The following is a 16,555-nucleotide window of genomic DNA, read 5'->3' on the forward strand; positions in this document are numbered from 1 at the left end:
AGCTGCCGAAAGGAGAGTGGGAACATGCCGCTGAGCAGAGACTCCAGCGGGAGCCGCTGGAGAACACGCCCTGACGGACTGGAGAAAGTCACCGGCAGCCTGCAATACCTGACTGATATGTACGCCGAGGAAATGCTGGTCGGCCGCGTGCTGCGCAGCCGGGAGAGCCATGCCCGCATTCTGGACCTGCGGACGGACAAAGCGGCCGCGGTTCCCGGCGTCCATGCCGTCCTGACGCATGAGGATGTGCCGGGACTGAACGGCTTCGGCATTGCGCTTCCTCATCAGCCGGTATTTTGCGAGGACCGGGTTCGCTACACCGGTGACGCCATCGCTGCGGTTGCGGCCGAGAGCGATGAAATCGCCGAGTATGCGCTGTCTCTGATTGAAGTCGATTATGAGCTGCTGCCGGTCCTTACGGACCCGGAGGAAGCCATGAAGGAGGATGCCATTCTTCTGCATCCCGAAGGGAATGTGCTGCACCGTTCCGAGTACCGGAGAGGGAATCCGGAGGATGCCTTCGGGACCTGCGCCTATGTGGCGGAGGAGACGTATTATACGCCGCGGCAGATGCATACGTATATGGAAACCGAGGGCGGCCTCTTCATTCCTGAGCCGGACGGGCGGCTGACCGTCTATTCCGCCACCCAGCACGGCCTGATGGACCGGAAGCAGCTTTCCCGTATTCTGGCTATGCCGGAGGAGCGGATTCGCGTCGTCTCAAGTCCGATCGGCGGATCATTTGGCGGCAAGGATGAACTGAATGTCCAGCCTTACGGCGCACTGCTGGCGCTGCGTACGGGCAGACCGGTGCGGGTGCACAACTCCCGCGCCGAGTCGGTCCGGGCGGGCCTTAAGCGGCATCCGATGAAGATCACAATGAAGACCGGCTGTACCCGGGATGGGGTGATTGTTGCCCATTCCGTGCGGCTGGTATCGGATACCGGCGCATACGCCACTCTGGGCACCGAGGTGCTCAACTTTGCTACCGAGCATGTCTTTGGCCCTTACCGAATCGAGCATATCGACGTTGAGGGCTTTTGTGTATACACAAATAATGGGCTATCGGGGGAATTTCGCGGCTTTGGCGGTAATCAGGCGATCTTCGCTCTGGAGGGCCAGATCGACCGGCTGGCCGAGGCTGCTGGCATCGACCCCTGGGAGATGCGGCGCCTGAATCTGCGCCAATACGGCGATCCCGGGCCCTTTGGCCAGCCAATCGCCCAGACAGACGGCGCCATGCAGGTATGGCAGGCGCTGGAGAACAGCCCGCTGAACGCCGAGCGGAGACGCGGGCCGGGCAGGGATGGTAACGATCCGTGGGTCGTTACCGGGATCGGGACAGCCATCGCCATGCATGGAGCCGGACTCGGCAAGGGCATTCCGGACCCCGCAGGCGGCCGGCTGCGGCTGGCTGCAGACGGCAAGATCGAAGCCATCTTCGGCTATGAGGAGTTCGGGCAGGGCTTGATCGCCACGTTGGAGCAGATGCTCATGGAGCAGTACGGCTTCGCGGCTGAGGATCTGCGAATCATTATCGGCGATACGGATGTAGTGCCGGACAGCGGATCAAGCACTGCCTCCCGGGCTACGAGCATGATGTGGATGGCCCTTCGCCAGCTGCATCCGGATTTCACCGGCAAGCTGGCTGCAGCCGCCGAAGCTGCGGGCGTGGGGCAGGACTTAAGCTGCGGCGAAGGCGGCATGTGGAAGGAAGGCCGCCGGGTGATGACCTATGCCGAGCTGGCCGGCAGCCTGAAGGAGCCTATCGTCAGCGAAACGGTGTTCGATTATCCGACGACGCCTTTTGAGCGGGTCGGCGCCCATTTTCTGTACACCTATTCGGCAATCGCCGTCAAGGTCCAGGTCAATCTTCTGACGGGCCGCGTCAAGATGCTGGACCAATACCACGCCATTGCGGCGGGGCCGGTCGCGAATCCGCAGGGCTACCTCGGACAGATCGAGGGCGGAAGCGGGATGGCGGTCGGCTTCACGCTGACGGAGGATGCACTCATGAAGGATGGCTCCTACGTCACGAAAAATCTGGACACCTATATCATACCTACCATTGCGGATATGAACGGCGTCATCCAGGTGGAGCCGATCGAGGATCTGCCGGAGCATGATACGTATGGTCCCCGGGGGGTCGGGGAGATCGGTTCGGTCAATCTGGCGCCTGCCGTGGCGTCCGCCGTATTCCAGGCGGTCGGCAAACGGGTCGTCCGGCTGCCGATCGAACCCGAGCTGCTGCAGGAGACGCCGTTTATTCCACAGAAGGCGGTGAACGCGCATGTTGGATGAGCATAAAGGAAATCAGGAGCAGGGAAATCCGCTTGAGGAAGACGCCGGAAGCTGCGGCACCGAAGTGGGAAGCGGGATGAGTGGGATAAGTGAGGAATGCGGGATAAGTGAGGAATGCGGGATAAGTGAAAAAAGCGGGAAAAGCGAGAACAGCGGGAAAAGCGAGAACAGCGGGAAAAGCGGAAAAAGCGAGGAAACTCAGATACACGGAGCATGCGAAAAAAACGCGATGCGCGAGGCAAGCGGAGCATGCGGGATAAGCGAGGCATACGGAAAAAGCGAAATTAGCGAGGCAGGCGGAGTAGGCGGAAAAAGCGAAATTAGCGAGGCAGGCGGAGTAGGCGGGAAAAGCGGCCTTCGGGACCTGGCGGCGGCGTCAGTTACGCATGGAGATGAATCTTCAGAAGAAGAATCTCCGGAAGAGATGTATCTCTTAAGCTTCAGCATCAACGGGCATCCCGTAACCGCCGAGGTGCCGCCTTCCCGCCGCCTCCTGACGCTGCTACGCGAGGATCTTGGACTCACCGGGACGAAGCGTTCCTGCGAACTCGGACGCTGCGGCGCCTGCATGGTGCTTATGGACGGCAAGCCGGTCAATTCTTGCCTGACGATGGCTTATCAGTGCGAAGGCGCGGAGATCACCACGATTGAAGGCTTAAGCGCCGGAGGGCTGCATCCCGTTCAGCAGGCTTTTCTCGAAGAAGGCGGGTTCCAATGCGGCTATTGTACGCCGGGGATGGTCATCTCGGTTGTCGCCCTGCTGGCGGAGAATCCGAAGCCTGGACCTGAAGAAGTGGAAGAGGCGCTATCCGGCAATCTATGCCGGTGCACGGGATACGGCGGCATTCTGAGAGCCGTCAACAAAGCGATCAGCAAAGGGGTGGGCTAAGCCATGGGAACGCCAGCTGCACGGCTGACGCTGTCAGCATTGAATGAAATGAGCAGGGAAGCTTTTACGGAGACGCTGGGCGGCATCTTTGAGCATTCGCCCTGGGTGGCTGAAGGCGCGTACGAGTCCCGCCCTTTCGGGACGGTAAAGGAATTGCATGAGGCCATGATGAGAACAACCCGGGAAGCGGGAGAGGAACACATTCTGTCCTTGCTGCGGGCGCATCCTGATCTGGCCACAAGGCTCCAGGTGACGCCGCTGTCTGCAGCGGAGCAGAAGGGGGCCGGATTGGACCGGCTGACGCCGGAGGAATTCGCGGTTTTGACGGATTTGAACGTGAGATATACGGAGAAATATCTGTTTCCTTTCATTCTCGCCGTGCGCGGGAAGAACAAGGATGACATCATTGCATCGATTTCCAAACGGGTGAACGGTACGAAGGAGACCGAGTGGGAGCGGGCGATTGCGGAGATCGGCAAGATCACCAAGTTCCGTCTGGAGGATCTGTTTGGCACGAATGATGGACTGCGTGAAACATAGTAGTTTAGATCTTTTTTTAACAATTGAATACCACAATCTTGGCAAGAGGTTGTTCAGTATAAGAACACGGATGATGCTGCCGGAACGGCGGGGTGGTTTTACATAATACTTCATCCCGGCACAGAAAACACCCAAGTATAATAATTAGTCAATTATCCATGACGCTTCGGGAGGCTGCAGTGATGTACCGCACGCCCGTCGCTATCTGCGCTGTTACAAGGAGGAATCTAACATGAACGGTCGATTGACCACCCATGTGCTGGATTTGATGAAGGGCGTCCCGGCGGCCGGTCTGTTTCTGGAGCTGCGGAGGCTGGAAGGAGAGAACAGATTGCTGCTGAGGCAGGCGGCAACCAACGCTGACGGAAGGTTGGACGCGCCGCTGCTGGAGGGGGAAGACATGGAGCCCGGCGAGTATGAGCTGCTATTCCATGCAGGAGATTATTTCCGCAAGGGACAGGAAGAAGGCGGGAGCGGATCGCCGGCCGACATCGGCTTCCTTAATCTCATTCCAATCCGATTCCATATCGGCGCGGACGGCGGACATTATCATGTCCCGCTGCTGCTGGCTCCAGGCGGATACAGTACGTACCGGGGCAGCTAGCGGGTTGACCCAACCCAATATAATTCCATTCAAAGCTCTCGAACGGGACACGGCTGATGATTAGTGCTTAGTCATTGTTAACCGTTCACAATCATTAACTTGATGCGGTCCATGCACACTAGTACCCGTTCGCTCAACCGCATGGAAGAGTTCTATCCTGATGCAGAGCGGCGAATGCCGCAATTTTTCCACAGCAAGCTCTGCTGGCATGGAACCAGGGATTAACAGAAGAGAGCATAACGAAGACAAGGACCATGAGGGAGGGAACGGCAAATGAGCGAAACTTATGACATGATCATCAAAAACGGGCTGGTCGTGCTTCCGGATGAAGCCGTCAAACTCGATATCGGGATAGTTTCAGGCACCATCGCGTCACTCGCGCCGAATCTTGCGCCCGGTCCGGATACGGCTGTGATTGATGCCGAGGGGCAGCTCGTCTTTCCGGGCATGATCGACGCCCATGTCCATTTCAATGAGCCGTCGTTCGGTCACTGGGAGGGCTTCGATACCGGCTCGGCATCACTTGCGGCAGGCGGCTGCACGACCTATGTGGATATGCCGCTTAACGGCAATCCCCCAACGGTGAATCTGCGAGCACTGTCGCTGAAGGCGGGTCTTGCTGCGGGACATTCCGCCGTTGATTATGCGTTCTGGGGCGGACTTGTTCCCGGCAATGTGGGCGACCTGGAGAAGCTGTGGAATGCCGGAGTGGCCGGCTTCAAAGCTTTTATCTCCAATCCCGGGGGCGAGGGCGAAGGCCGCTTCCGCGAAGTCGATGATGAAACTCTCTACCAGGGGATGAAAAAGATCGCTAAACTCGGCGGCATCCTCGCCCTGCACGCGGAGAGCGATGAAATGACGGCGGTGCTGGGCGCCGAGGCGGTGCGCAGCGGCAGAACCGGAGCCCGCGATTTCGCGGCCTCCCGGCCGCCGCAGGCGGAGCTTGAAGCCGTGGCCCGCGCGCTGCTGTACGGAGAGCGGACGGGATGCCGTCTCCATTTCGTGCATATCAGCACCGCCGCGGCGCTTGAGCTGATCCATCAGGCGAAGCTGCGCGGCCAGGATGTGACAGCCGAGACCTGTCCTCACTACCTGATCCTGACGGAGGACGATATGGAAGAGATGGGACCTGTCGCCAAATGCGCGCCTCCGCTCCGGAGCGCCGCTGAACGGGAACGGCTCTGGAAGGCGATCGAATACGGACTCGTCGATTTCATCGCCTCCGACCATTCGCCCTGCCCGCCCGACTTGAAGCTTGCTCCCGGCCTGTCGTTCTTCGAGGCATGGGGCGGCATTTCCGGCGCCCAGAGCAGTCTGGAGCTAATGGTTCACGAGGGCGTGAACAACCGGAAGCTGCCGGTTACACTCATTGCGCGTCTGCTGTCGGAAGGTCCGGCGAAGCGCTTCGGCTTGTCGGGCCGCAAGGGGACAATCGCCGTCGGCATGGACGCCGACTTCGCGATCGTTAATCCGGCCCTGCCTTACACGCTTGCGGCGGAGCATTTGCAGTACCGCCATAAGCATAGCCCGTATACCGGCATGGAGCTATCCTGCCGGGTGACCGCGACGATTCTGCGGGGGCGTCCCGTCTACACGCTGGAGGACGGCGTTCTCTCCGCCCACAGCGGAGAATGGATCAAGACCGGCGAAGGACAGCCTGCTTTATGAGCGGCCCGAAGACAGCGGACATCCGCAAGGCGGCTGACGAGATGATGAAGCTTCTGGAGGAGCTGGCGGCGTTCAGCACTCCAGGGGAGGGTGTAACCCGGCTGCTGTATACGCCGGAATGGAGCGAAGCCCAGCAGTTCTTGCTGCGGCGGATCGAAGACAGCGGGCTTGAAGCCTACGCCGACCGTGTCGGCAACGTCTACGGCCGTCTGGCCGGAACGCAGAGCGGCGGCGGAGTCGTGCTGACCGGCTCGCATATTGATACCGTCGTCAGCGGCGGCCGCTACGACGGTGCTTATGGCGTCGCAGCTTCGCTGACGGCGTTACAGTACTTGAAGGCAGCGTACGGGCCGCCGCTCCGCATGCTGGAGGCCGTATCATTCGCCGAGGAGGAAGGCAGCCGCTTCCCGCTGACCTTCTGGGGCTCGGGGAATGTGACCGGCCTGTATGAAGAAGGCAGCGGCGCTGACGACTGCCGTGACGGCGAAGGCACGACGCTGCGGGAAGCGATGGACCGCTGCGGCCTGGAGAGCCGCCGGGACAGCTCGCTGCGCAGCGATGTCGCGGCTTATGTGGAGCTCCACATCGAGCAGGGCATCATGCTGGAGCGCACCGGCAAGCAGATCGGCGTCGTTGAGGCGATCGCGGGCCAGCGGCGTTTCGCCGTCACGGTCAAGGGGACGGCGAACCATGCAGGCACGACGCCGATGGGCCTGCGCAGCGACGCGCTGGCCGCTGCCGCCGAGATGGCGCTGCTGCTGGAGACCTGGGCCGTCCGGGCGGGCGACCCGCTGGTGGCGACCGTCGGACGCCTGGAGGTCGTTCCGAACACGCCGAACGTCATTCCCGGCGAGGTCAGCTTCACGCTCGACATCCGGCACAGCCGGGAGGCCGAGCTGGAGCGCTTCTGCGAGGATGTGCTGGAGGCGTTCGGCGGAGTTGCGAAGCGCCGGGGCGTCTCGGTCAGCGTAGAGCGCCGCCTGAGCGCGGTCCCCGCGCCGATGGCTCCGGAGCTTCAGAAGGAGCTGGTCTCCATCTGCGAGAGCCAGGGGAGAACATGGCGAAGCATGGTAAGCGGGGCGGGACATGACGCCCAGCTGTTCGCACCGCGCTGCCGTACGGCGATGATCTTCGTGCCGAGCCGGGCCGGCATCAGCCATTCCCCGGACGAATATACGTCGCCGGAGGAGCTGGCCGCCGGACTGGAAGTGCTGATAGCGCTGCTGTACAAACTGGGATACGAGGAAACGGATGAAGCTATAGACGCACCGAACAACATGAAGGAGAGATGGGCATGAAGCGGTTTGAAGATTTGTCGCCGTCGCTGCGGTGCATCATGACGCCCGGACCGGTGGAGGTGGACCCGCGCGTGCTGCGCGCGATGTCTTTTCCGGTGCTGGGACAATTTGATCCCGAGTTTACGAATATTATGAATGAGACGATGGGGATGCTGCGGGAGCTGTTCGCCACAGGCAACCAGTGGGCCTACCCGGTGGACGGAACATCCCGTTCAGGCATCGAGGCGACCATGGTCAGCCTGATTGCGCCCGGAGACCGGGTGCTGATTCCGATATACGGGCGCTTCGGCCATCTGCTGCATGAAATCGCCGAGCGCTGCGGAGCCGAGGTGTATACGATCGAAAAGCCATGGGGCAGCGTATTCGCGCCGGAGGAAATCATCGCGGAGATGCGCAAGGTGAAGCCGCAGGTCGTCGCCATGGTGCATGGCGAAACCTCGACCGGACGTCTGCAGCCGCTGGAGGGGATCGGAGAGGCCTGCCGTGAGATGGACGCTCTGTTGATCGTCGACGCGGTGGCGACCATCGGCGGCGTGCCCGTCGAGACGGATGCCTGGAAGCTGGACGCCGTCATTGGCGGAACGCAGAAATGCCTGTCTGTACCGTCCGGCATGTCGCCGATTACCTACAACGAGCGGGCCGAAGCGAAGGTGCTCTCCCGCAAGCAGGTGGAGCGCGGCCTGCGGACGGATGACTCGAAGCTCGGCGGCATGTCGCCGGTGCGGAGCAATTATTTTGACCTCGGCATGCTTCAGGATTATTGGAGCCCGCTGCGCCTCAATCATCATACCGAAATGACTTCCATGCTCTATGCGCTTCGCGAGGGGCTGCGGCTTGTACTGGAGGAAGGGCTGGAGGCCCGCTTCGCCCGGCATCTGCTGCATGAGCAGGCGCTGGTAGCGGGTCTTGAGGCAATGGAGATGAAGCTGTACGGCAATCCGGATTGCAAAATGCCGATGGTCACCTGTGTGACCATTCCGGAAGGCGTGGACGGCGAAGCCGTCCGCTCGATGCTGCTGGACGATTTCGGCATTGAAATCGCGAGCTCCTTCGGCCCGTTGAAGGGGCAGATCTGGAGAATCGGCACGATGGGCTTCAGCTGCCGCAAGAATAATGTGCTGCGGGTGCTTGGAGGACTTGAAGCCGCGCTGCTGCGGCAGGGCTGCAAGCTGCCTGCGGGACTTGCGCTCCAGGCCGCGCTTGATGTCTACGAGCAGGTTTAGCATAATGGAGATTATCCAAGAAGGGAGCGAAACATAATGGTGTTTACAAGAAAACCTTTGGCTGATTGCATTCCGGCTCTGGTGGCCACGGCCCGCGGCGATTTGGCGGCTACGCTGGTCATTACGGGCGGCAAGCTGGTCAATGTCGTGTCCGGAGAAATTCTGGACGGCATGTCCGTTGGCATTCAGGAAGGACGCATCGCCTATGTCGGCAAGGATGTCTCGCATCTGATCGGCGAGCATACCAAAATAATCGACGCAGCGGGAAAATATATCGCTCCCGGACTGCTCGACGGGCACTGTCATATCGAGAGCACACAGCTTACCGTGACCGAATTCGCGCACGCCGTACTGCCGCTGGGCACGACGGGCGGCTTCTTCGACGCCCATGAGATTGCCAATGTCTTTGGCCTCAAAGGCATTAAACTGATGCTGGAGGAGATGCGGCAGACGCCGCTCGCGGCCTATATGCAGGTTGCGTCCTGCGTGCCTTCGGCAGGGCCGGAATTTGAGACAACTGGCGCCTCCATCGGCCCCAAGGAAGTTGCCGAGGCGTTCACCTGGGGCGACGACGTGATTGCGCTTGGCGAAGTGATGAACTTCCCGGGCGTCGTCTACGGCGACGAGAAGATGATCGGCGAGATCCAGGCTACGCTGCGCGCTGGCAAATACGCAGACGGCCATTTCACATGGCCATCTGACGACTGGCGGCTGCCTGTCTATGCGGCAGCCGGCATTACCGGCGATCATGAGTGTGTGACCGCCGAGGATGTGATCGAGCGCGTACGGCTCGGCATGTACGCGAAGATGCGCCGCGGCTCGGCCTGGCATGATGTCGCCAAGACGATTACGGCGCATACCGAGTACGGCATCGATACCCGCCGGATGATGCTCGTCACCGACGACCGCAGCTCGGAGTCGCTGCGGGATGAGGGCCATATGGATTTCGTCGTCCGTCATGCTATCGCTCAAGGCGTCAAGCCGGTGACCGCCTTCCAGATGGCGACGATCAACACGGCCGAGCGCTTCGGCGTCGCCCGCGATATCGGCTCGATTACACCGGGCAACCTCGCCGACATTATCCTGCTGGACGGCAATCTGGCCGATGTGAACGTCGTGATGACGATTGCCGCCGGATCGGTCGTCGCCGAGAACGGCGTAATGACCGCGGAGCTTGCGCCGTATGCCTATCCTCCCGAGGTGCTGGCTTCGGTTCATCTGCCGAAGCGGCCAACGGCGGAGGACTTCGTCATTCCGGCTCCGGTGGAATCGGGCTCCGTCCAGACCCGTGTCATCAAGGTGCTTGAGAATCACGTCGAGACGATGGAGCGGATTCTGACCCTGCCTGTTGAGAACGGCAAGCTTCAAGTGCGTGACGGCCTCTGCAAAATCGCCGTCCTGGAACGGCACAAAGGCACGGGCAACAAGTCGGTCGGCGTCGTCGACGGCGTCGGCTTCCTGGAGCCTGCCGCTATCGCCATGACCGTTGCCCACGACAGCCACAACATCCTCGTCATCGGCAGCGATGACGAGATGATGGCTCTCGCCGCGAACGCGGTCGCCGACGCGCAGGGCGGAGTCGCCGTGATCACCGGCTCCGGCACGACGCTGTTCCCGCTCGCAATCGCGGGACTGATGTCCGCAGAGCCGTTTGAAGTTGCCGCCGCCCAGTCGGCTGCCGTCAGCAAGGCTCTGTACGATGCGGGCTGTACGCTGAACTATGCGTTCATGACGCTGTCGCTGCTGGCGCTGGCCGTCATTCCGACGCTTCGCCTGTCCGATAAAGGACTGGTGCGAATCACACCGGAGGATGGCATCCAGCTCGTTTCACTCTTCTCTGAAGAGGGAGTTAATGCCTCCATCTGAACAGGCATTTCACTGTAAAACCAAACCATTGCCGATCTTAAACGCCGTCCCCTGCGGGACGGCGTTTCTTTGGCTTCAAGTCTCTATTTTTCCAACATATGGATAACTACTAATCATTGTCATACGAAAGTTTGAAGTTTAAATGAAATTTTAGCATTTTTGGGGTAAAATCATTAACCAATAATGAGCGGGTTGAAACATTTCTGCTAGAAAAATGCTAAACTAATATTAATTTCAGGCAGCCCAAGGACGATATAACTGTTAAAGGTTAATCATAGATTTTAATAATCCAAAAGATATGCTATAACCATACAGCCTAACATCATTTTTGCAGGATGGGGGAATAAGTGATGATCAGATTGGAAACGAACGATATCGTGAGCATCGCCAAGAAGCAGATTGCGAGCATTTTCAAGATGGAGCCGCTTGAGCTGAGATTTGTCAATGATTTTCAAGGAGAGAAGAACCTCCTGGTTGACGACAAGCTTCATCTGACCAATCGGCACTACTGGGCGAAGGTGATGGATTGTGTGTTCGAGAATCAGGTCAGACCGGTATTGATGTGCGAAGTGCTGTACTTCCTGCGCAATGAGTACCTGGAGAGTGAAATCGACCTGAAGTTCTCCTTCGACTTCTCCTCTAGCGATCATGTGGAAGCCGCTGCGGTTGCGGAAGTGAATTTCAACGACCAGACGGAGCTTGGTCCGAATGAAATCGCCGAACTGATCGACTTCGCGCTGGCTCTTCAGGATAAGCAGTGGTTCGAAGAACTGACCAAGAAATACAAAGAACTGACCGCGTGACAGACGCTGGTTATGCAACCATAGGACGACGGGCTCTCTCGTTTGGAAAAGCCGCCATGCTGTGGGCAATCGCTGATTGCCTTATAGCTGGCGGTTTTTTTGTCCGATTGGAGGAACTTCCATCGCTGTCTCCACCCAAAAACGCAAAGAGATATGGACTTTGAACATCAAAGTTAGGTAAAGTAGGGGATAGCTTGATAACCATGTGGGAGGCTCATGATGAAACAAATCAACCAATTGGCTCCGCAGGATGAATTCATCGGATTTTTTCTGCTGCGGGAGCTGACGGTCAAACAGACAAACGGCAATCCGCCCAAGGATTATTTCGATATTGTGCTCTGCGATTCCACCGGCCAGCTGTCGGCCAAGTACTGGGACGTATCGCCTTCGGATAAAGAAACATTCTTTCCGATGGGACTGGTCAAGGTGCAGGGAATGGCCCATTTGTACCGGGAGAAGCTGCAGATCAAGATTACCAAAATGCGTCTCGCTGCGGACAGCGACGGCGTATCGCTGACGGATTTCATCCGCTCCGCGCCAATCCGGCCCGTCGATCTGGTCTTTGCGATCAAGCAGGCGATGAATGCGATTCAGGACGGGGAGATCCGGAAGGTCGTCGCCTACTGTGTGCAAAAGGTAGAGGAGAAGCTCATGCATTATCCGGCGGCCAAGACTCATCACCACGCCTATTTCGCAGGGCTTGCCTATCATATGACGCGAATGCTGGAAATCGGGGATTTTCTGTGCAAGCAGCGCCCTTTTCTGAATCCCGACCTCATTCGGGCGGGCATCATCCTTCACGATATCGCGAAGCCGGAGGAAATGACAGCCGAGCTCGGCATTGTCTCGGATTACAGCTTGAAGGGCAAGCTGCTGGGGCATATCGCGATGGCGGCGAACTGGATTACGGAGGCGGCGATCATGGAGAACATCGATCTCGATTCGCCCAAGATTATCGCGCTTCAGCATCTGGTGCTGTCCCATCACAATCTGGGCGAATGGGGCAGCCCCGTGCAGCCGCAGACGGCGGAAGCGGTGGCGCTGCATCAGATCGACACGCTCGACGCCAAGCTGCAGATGGTGGAAGACGCGCTCGACACGACACCGGAGAGCGAGGAATGGACCCCGTTCATCCGGGGGCTGGAGAACAAGCCGATTTACCGGATGAAGCTGGAGCCATAGCGCAGCGGAGAGATTCAGTATTCAGGAACTCATTCCTAATTCATATCTGCCCTGCTGCAGTTGCAGGGAATGTGCTTCTAACCGAAAACAGCGGCGAACCGGGATCTGCATATCAAGCCTGGTCAGCCGCTGTTTTTTTATAGAGTTAAGGGAGGTTTAATAGATTTCGCCCTCATCGCCTTGAAAATATTCCTTCAGTTCCTCTAATGCAATAGGATGTTCCTCATAATTCATCCAGTGAGAGGCTCTTGTAATATGAATATCGTAACTCATTTGGGCCGCATTCCTTTCGACAAATAAGTGTGGACGAGGCTGGTATTCGGTCAAGGTATCTATTGCACACCGTCTCCCGCTGGCAGTCTATGACTCCGGGTTCGTGTTAGACCTTCTTCGCTTTGCGAACCAGGATAAAGACAAGCAGCAGGGATACGGCCACAATCAGAATGTTGAAGATCAGCTTGCCCACTGGAGGGCCGGTCTCCGGAACCGGCTGTGTCGCGGGTTTCTGAATTTCGTCTCCAAGAGTGGCTTCCCCAAGCGTCTCCTGCGAAATTTGCGCCTTGAAGTTCACGATATCATACTCCGGCGCAGCTGCATCCGGGTTGCCGTACAGCAGGCGGTAGGGACTTTTCCCGTTATCGGCAAAAATCAGCTTGTCCACCAAATACTCGGTCTCTACGCCCGTCAGCGCAAGCGGCGCATCGTCTTTGTTGTAAATGGTCAGAGTGAGGGCCGTGCTGTTCACCGGATTCACGGTTACAATGTCGGTTCCGGCGATTCGGGTGTCTTTGAAGTCCATCCGGTACAGCTCGCTGTTTCCTTCAACCGGGATGATACTTCCTTCCTGATCCTTGAGATCATACCAGCGGAGGAAGCTGCCTTCGCTTTCAAGCTTGATCCGCTTGATCTTAAGCCTGTCCCCATTGTCGATGACAATCCGGGTCTCGCCGTCTTCCTCCTTGATTTCGTAACGCGGTGCCCCTGTCCGCCTGAAATCCGAGTTCTTCACCTCGGTTAACTGATGCATGAGCCGGGGAGCCGGGAAGGAAAGATTCTCGGCATTGTCCAGCACCGTGAGACGGTAATAGCTGTATTTGAGTGCGGCCCCGAGATCAATCCAGCTTTTGTCCACTTGGCCTGTACGGTACAAATCGTCCTGCAACACCTTCTCCCACGCCATCCCGTCATAGCTGCCATACAATACGATATGTTTCAAAAAGGATGCGTCCGGCAAAGTGAACAGCAGGCGGTTGCCCTGAATGTCCGTTCCCGGCTTAAGCGGATTAACTGCGTAATCGAATGACGTGGACTTCTGCTGCCGTTCCGTATGAACCAGCTGCGCCGTATAGGTGACGGCACGGTCCGCCGTCTCAACGGTTCCGCTCTCGATGTAGTAAGGAACAAAGCTTCCTTTCGCATCGACAATCCGCAGATCCGACAGCCCGCTGTCCGATTTGGCATATACCTCGTTGTCGAGGTACAGTCTGCGGTAACCGCTGGAAGTCGTGGTTTCAATCGGTTTGGCGTATGCCCAGGCATCTTCGGAAGCTTGCGGAGCAGATGAAGCTTGTGCCTGCGGCGGCAGGATGATCCCGGCCCACAGCCCCAGAGCGGCTGCAAGCAGGCTAATCCTTCTGCACACTGACATGTTCTCCATAATGATCCCCCAATTTGTCCGAGACTTTTTGATAGATGTAGGAAATGCCCAGCAGACAGACACCGAAGCTGAAGTAGGCAATGATCTTGCTGCCGGAAGTCAGCAGGCTCAAATCATACAGCAGCAGCTTGCCGGTTGCGAGCAGCGTTAAGCCAAGGCCGAACCGGCGGATGTAGACGAAGCGGAAACGGAAGCCATAGATGATATACAGCAGAGCCAGCAGCAGGTAGATGATACTGAAGGACAATCCCCCATTGTTCAGATGGAGCTGTACGCTCAGGAATGCGGTAACGATGACCAGCATATATACGGCCAGCGCCACCGGGTAAAATTCCAGGCTCGCGTAGCGTCGCTGAATCTCCGATTTCAGCAAATTCCGTCCGTTCAGCACAATCAGCACATTGACAATGACGAGCAAGGCAAGTGCGATATAGTCGGCGGCTCCATTCTCCGAGAGGACCGGGCGGAGGGCTGGAATGCCGATCATGATTCCAAGTCCGATCGCACTGCCGACTCCGTGCAGGAACAGGGCGAAGACACGAAGAATGGAATCGTAGAACAGCGGCAGTCTGGGAAGAACATAGGCGATACCGAAGGTAAACACCGCGGACAGCATCATTTGATAGAACCGGTAATGGACATCATCCTGTGGAAGCGCGAGGTTAGTCAACTGTACCGACTCATACAGCAGGTAGGCCCAAAAGTTTAGCACCGCCGCATATTTGAAGCAGAACGTCAGCCGGACCTCCGCAGATCCGGTGTGAATCAGATAGTCCTTGCCCCGGTAGCGAAGTCCGTATATCCATGCGACAGCGAGCATGCCCGCCGTAATGAATGTGTATTTCAGGTTAAAAAGGTCGTCGCCGTAGCCCGGGAAGAGCTCCAGCGGCACATTCAGTCCAAAAAAGGACCCCAGGCAGAGCAGCAGCAGCCCCCAGCCCGCCCGTTCCAGATTTTTGATCTGCTGCTTGCCGGCGAAGGCGATCAGAGCGATCCCCTCAATGAGCCAGCCCATCGACCACCATACCTGTCCGAGCTGGAATGGAATCATCAGCACTGCGAAGGTAAGGGCGACCGAATAGAAGAGCACCATGCTATGTTGTTCCCGGGGCATGAGCTTCTCCAGCATCCGGCCCAATCCGAAGTACATCAGGCAGAACAGGAGGGCGAGCGCGCCCTTGTAGTCGCCGAGCCCGCTGTCGATGAACAGTACGTACATCGTGATGCAGCTTACCAGCGTATTGACGCCGAGCAGCGAGAAATCCCACCACGACAATTTGGCCCGATGCTTGAACGGATAGGAGAGTGTAATCGCCAGGTACATGGCGAACGTGACAGCCGCATACAGCATGCTTGCGAAATTATGGTCTGACAGGTAGATGAGCAGCAGCATGGAAGGCGTATTGAACGCAAAGCTGATATAGTTCACAATAATCCAGCGTCTGCGCAGGGAGATCAGCAGTATCGAGAGATTCAGCAGAAAAAGATATCCCATCGCCGCATATACCGCGCTCCCTTCCAGCCCGAACGCGCCGATATAGGAGTAGACAGGCAAGTATCCCCCGACCAGGGCAAGGGAACATATACTGCGCGACTGATACCTGATGGACAGCAGCACGCCGGTCAGGGTGATGAGGACGGACAGGGCGAGGCCTGTGTAGAGTCCAATAACCTCAAGCAGGAAATAGCTGTAGAAGACCGATCCGTACAGCACGGAAATTCCGCCGCCCAGCAGTCCGAGTGCGAAAGTTCCCCTGCCTTTGCGGAACAGCCATTCTCCGCCGGCCAGCATCAGCGCCCCCAGCAGAAAGAAAGCTGCGCTTTTCATATAGCCTGTGAACCAGTTCGAATACGAATACTTGAAGGCGGCGCCGACGCCCAGAATAATCAGCAAAATTCCGAGACGGTTGATCCAGCCTTGTCCGATCTTCATTTCGATGCGGTTCTGTTCTCTTCTGCGCCGGATCGTCTCTTCGCTGACAGGTTCGGCGGCCAGAGCATTCAGCTTGCCGTCCATCTCGCCCAAGAGCTTATTGCTTTCTTCCTCATGAAGCTTCCGGTTTCTCTCTATCCGTTCCTCAATTTCGCCCTTTAGTTGGTCCAGCCTGTCCGAGATGTCGGTTTTTTCTTCTTCCAAGTACCTGGACATCGTCCGGTGCATCCGGTTCACCGAGATCTTGGTCATATCCTCAAAGACGGTCAGCCGGTCCTGGTACGCTTTGCTCTGCGCGCCGAAATAAGTATGAAGCTTCTCGCTCGATACCCGGACGATGCGCAGCTTCTCGTTCATCATCTGCTCGGTCAGCGCCTCCCGAAGGCTGCGGTTCTCCGACTTCAGCTTATCGGACTCCGCCTGGAGCGAAGCCAGACTCTGCTCAAGCTCCTCAAGCCTTCGATTGATGTGCTCGTTCTCTAGCATCAGATCATCGGACGACAGTTCGGAGATCAAGGTCTGATATTCCTTCATCAACTTGTCCTGACGGTCCTTCATGGTCCTAAGCCTGTCTTTTAGTTCCTTCATAGC

The 16,555-nt window shown here is 57.8% G+C and carries 12 protein-coding genes; 10 read left to right on the top strand and 2 right to left on the bottom strand.

Translation table 11 applies throughout. From position 1 onward, the window contains the following. Positions 1-24 precede the first annotated feature (24 nt). The 10 genes from pucD (at position 25) to PSTEL_RS07305 (ending at position 12,374) form a co-directional block, all read left to right on the top strand. Positions 25-2,301 (top strand): xanthine dehydrogenase subunit D, encoded by a 2,277-nt coding sequence (pucD, locus tag PSTEL_RS07260; RefSeq protein ID WP_038694451.1) that lies wholly within the window; start codon positions 25-27, stop codon positions 2,299-2,301. Positions 2,302-2,725: 424 nt separating this feature from the next. Then, the gene (locus PSTEL_RS07265) at positions 2,726-3,190 is read left to right on the top strand and encodes a (2Fe-2S)-binding protein (protein WP_038700322.1); all 465 of its coding nucleotides are present in this window, start codon (positions 2,726-2,728) and stop codon (positions 3,188-3,190) included. Positions 3,191-3,193: 3 nt separating this feature from the next. Further along, complete coding sequence (gene uraD, locus PSTEL_RS07270; RefSeq protein ID WP_038694452.1) at positions 3,194-3,730, top strand: 2-oxo-4-hydroxy-4-carboxy-5-ureidoimidazoline decarboxylase; 537 nt, start codon at positions 3,194-3,196, stop codon at positions 3,728-3,730. Positions 3,731-3,962: 232 nt separating this feature from the next. Continuing rightward, positions 3,963-4,334 carry a hydroxyisourate hydrolase gene (gene uraH, locus PSTEL_RS07275; RefSeq protein WP_038694453.1) on the top strand — a complete coding sequence of 124 codons (372 nt, stop codon included), beginning with the start codon at positions 3,963-3,965 and terminating at the stop codon, positions 4,332-4,334. Positions 4,335-4,607: 273 nt separating this feature from the next. Next, positions 4,608-6,002 (top strand): allantoinase, encoded by a 1,395-nt coding sequence (locus PSTEL_RS07280; protein WP_038694454.1) that lies wholly within the window; start codon positions 4,608-4,610, stop codon positions 6,000-6,002. Continuing rightward, positions 5,999-7,300, top strand: a complete 1,302-nt coding sequence (locus PSTEL_RS07285) for a Zn-dependent hydrolase (protein ID WP_052098255.1) — start codon at positions 5,999-6,001, stop codon at positions 7,298-7,300. The genes PSTEL_RS07280 and PSTEL_RS07285 overlap by 4 nt, the downstream gene beginning before the upstream one ends. Further along, positions 7,297-8,523: a pyridoxal-phosphate-dependent aminotransferase family protein gene (locus PSTEL_RS07290; protein WP_038694455.1), complete on the top strand. Its 1,227-nt coding sequence runs from the start codon at positions 7,297-7,299 to the stop codon at positions 8,521-8,523. The genes PSTEL_RS07285 and PSTEL_RS07290 overlap by 4 nt, the downstream gene beginning before the upstream one ends. A gap of 36 nt (positions 8,524-8,559) precedes the next feature. Then, positions 8,560-10,389 (top strand): adenine deaminase, encoded by a 1,830-nt coding sequence (gene ade / locus PSTEL_RS07295; protein WP_038694456.1) that lies wholly within the window; start codon positions 8,560-8,562, stop codon positions 10,387-10,389. A gap of 350 nt (positions 10,390-10,739) precedes the next feature. After that, positions 10,740-11,192 (top strand): IDEAL domain-containing protein, encoded by a 453-nt coding sequence (locus tag PSTEL_RS07300; protein ID WP_038694457.1) that lies wholly within the window; start codon positions 10,740-10,742, stop codon positions 11,190-11,192. A gap of 219 nt (positions 11,193-11,411) precedes the next feature. Continuing rightward, entirely contained in the window at positions 11,412-12,374 is a 963-nt protein-coding gene (locus PSTEL_RS07305; RefSeq protein ID WP_038694458.1) for a 3'-5' exoribonuclease YhaM family protein, read from the top strand. 379 nt (positions 12,375-12,753) lie between these two features. On the opposite strand, the gene PSTEL_RS07310 is transcribed toward PSTEL_RS07305, so the two are convergent. Further along, positions 12,754-14,016 carry a DUF3999 family protein gene (locus PSTEL_RS07310; RefSeq protein WP_038694459.1) on the bottom strand — a complete coding sequence of 421 codons (1,263 nt, stop codon included), beginning with the start codon at positions 14,014-14,016 and terminating at the stop codon, positions 12,754-12,756. Then, positions 14,000-16,552 carry a DUF2339 domain-containing protein gene (locus PSTEL_RS07315; RefSeq protein WP_038694460.1) on the bottom strand — a complete coding sequence of 851 codons (2,553 nt, stop codon included), beginning with the start codon at positions 16,550-16,552 and terminating at the stop codon, positions 14,000-14,002. The genes PSTEL_RS07310 and PSTEL_RS07315 overlap by 17 nt, the downstream gene beginning before the upstream one ends. Positions 16,553-16,555: the final 3 nt, after the last annotated feature.

It is taken from the genome of Paenibacillus stellifer (genome assembly GCF_000758685.1).
Taxonomy (GTDB): domain Bacteria; phylum Bacillota; class Bacilli; order Paenibacillales; family Paenibacillaceae; genus Paenibacillus_AQ; species Paenibacillus_AQ stellifer.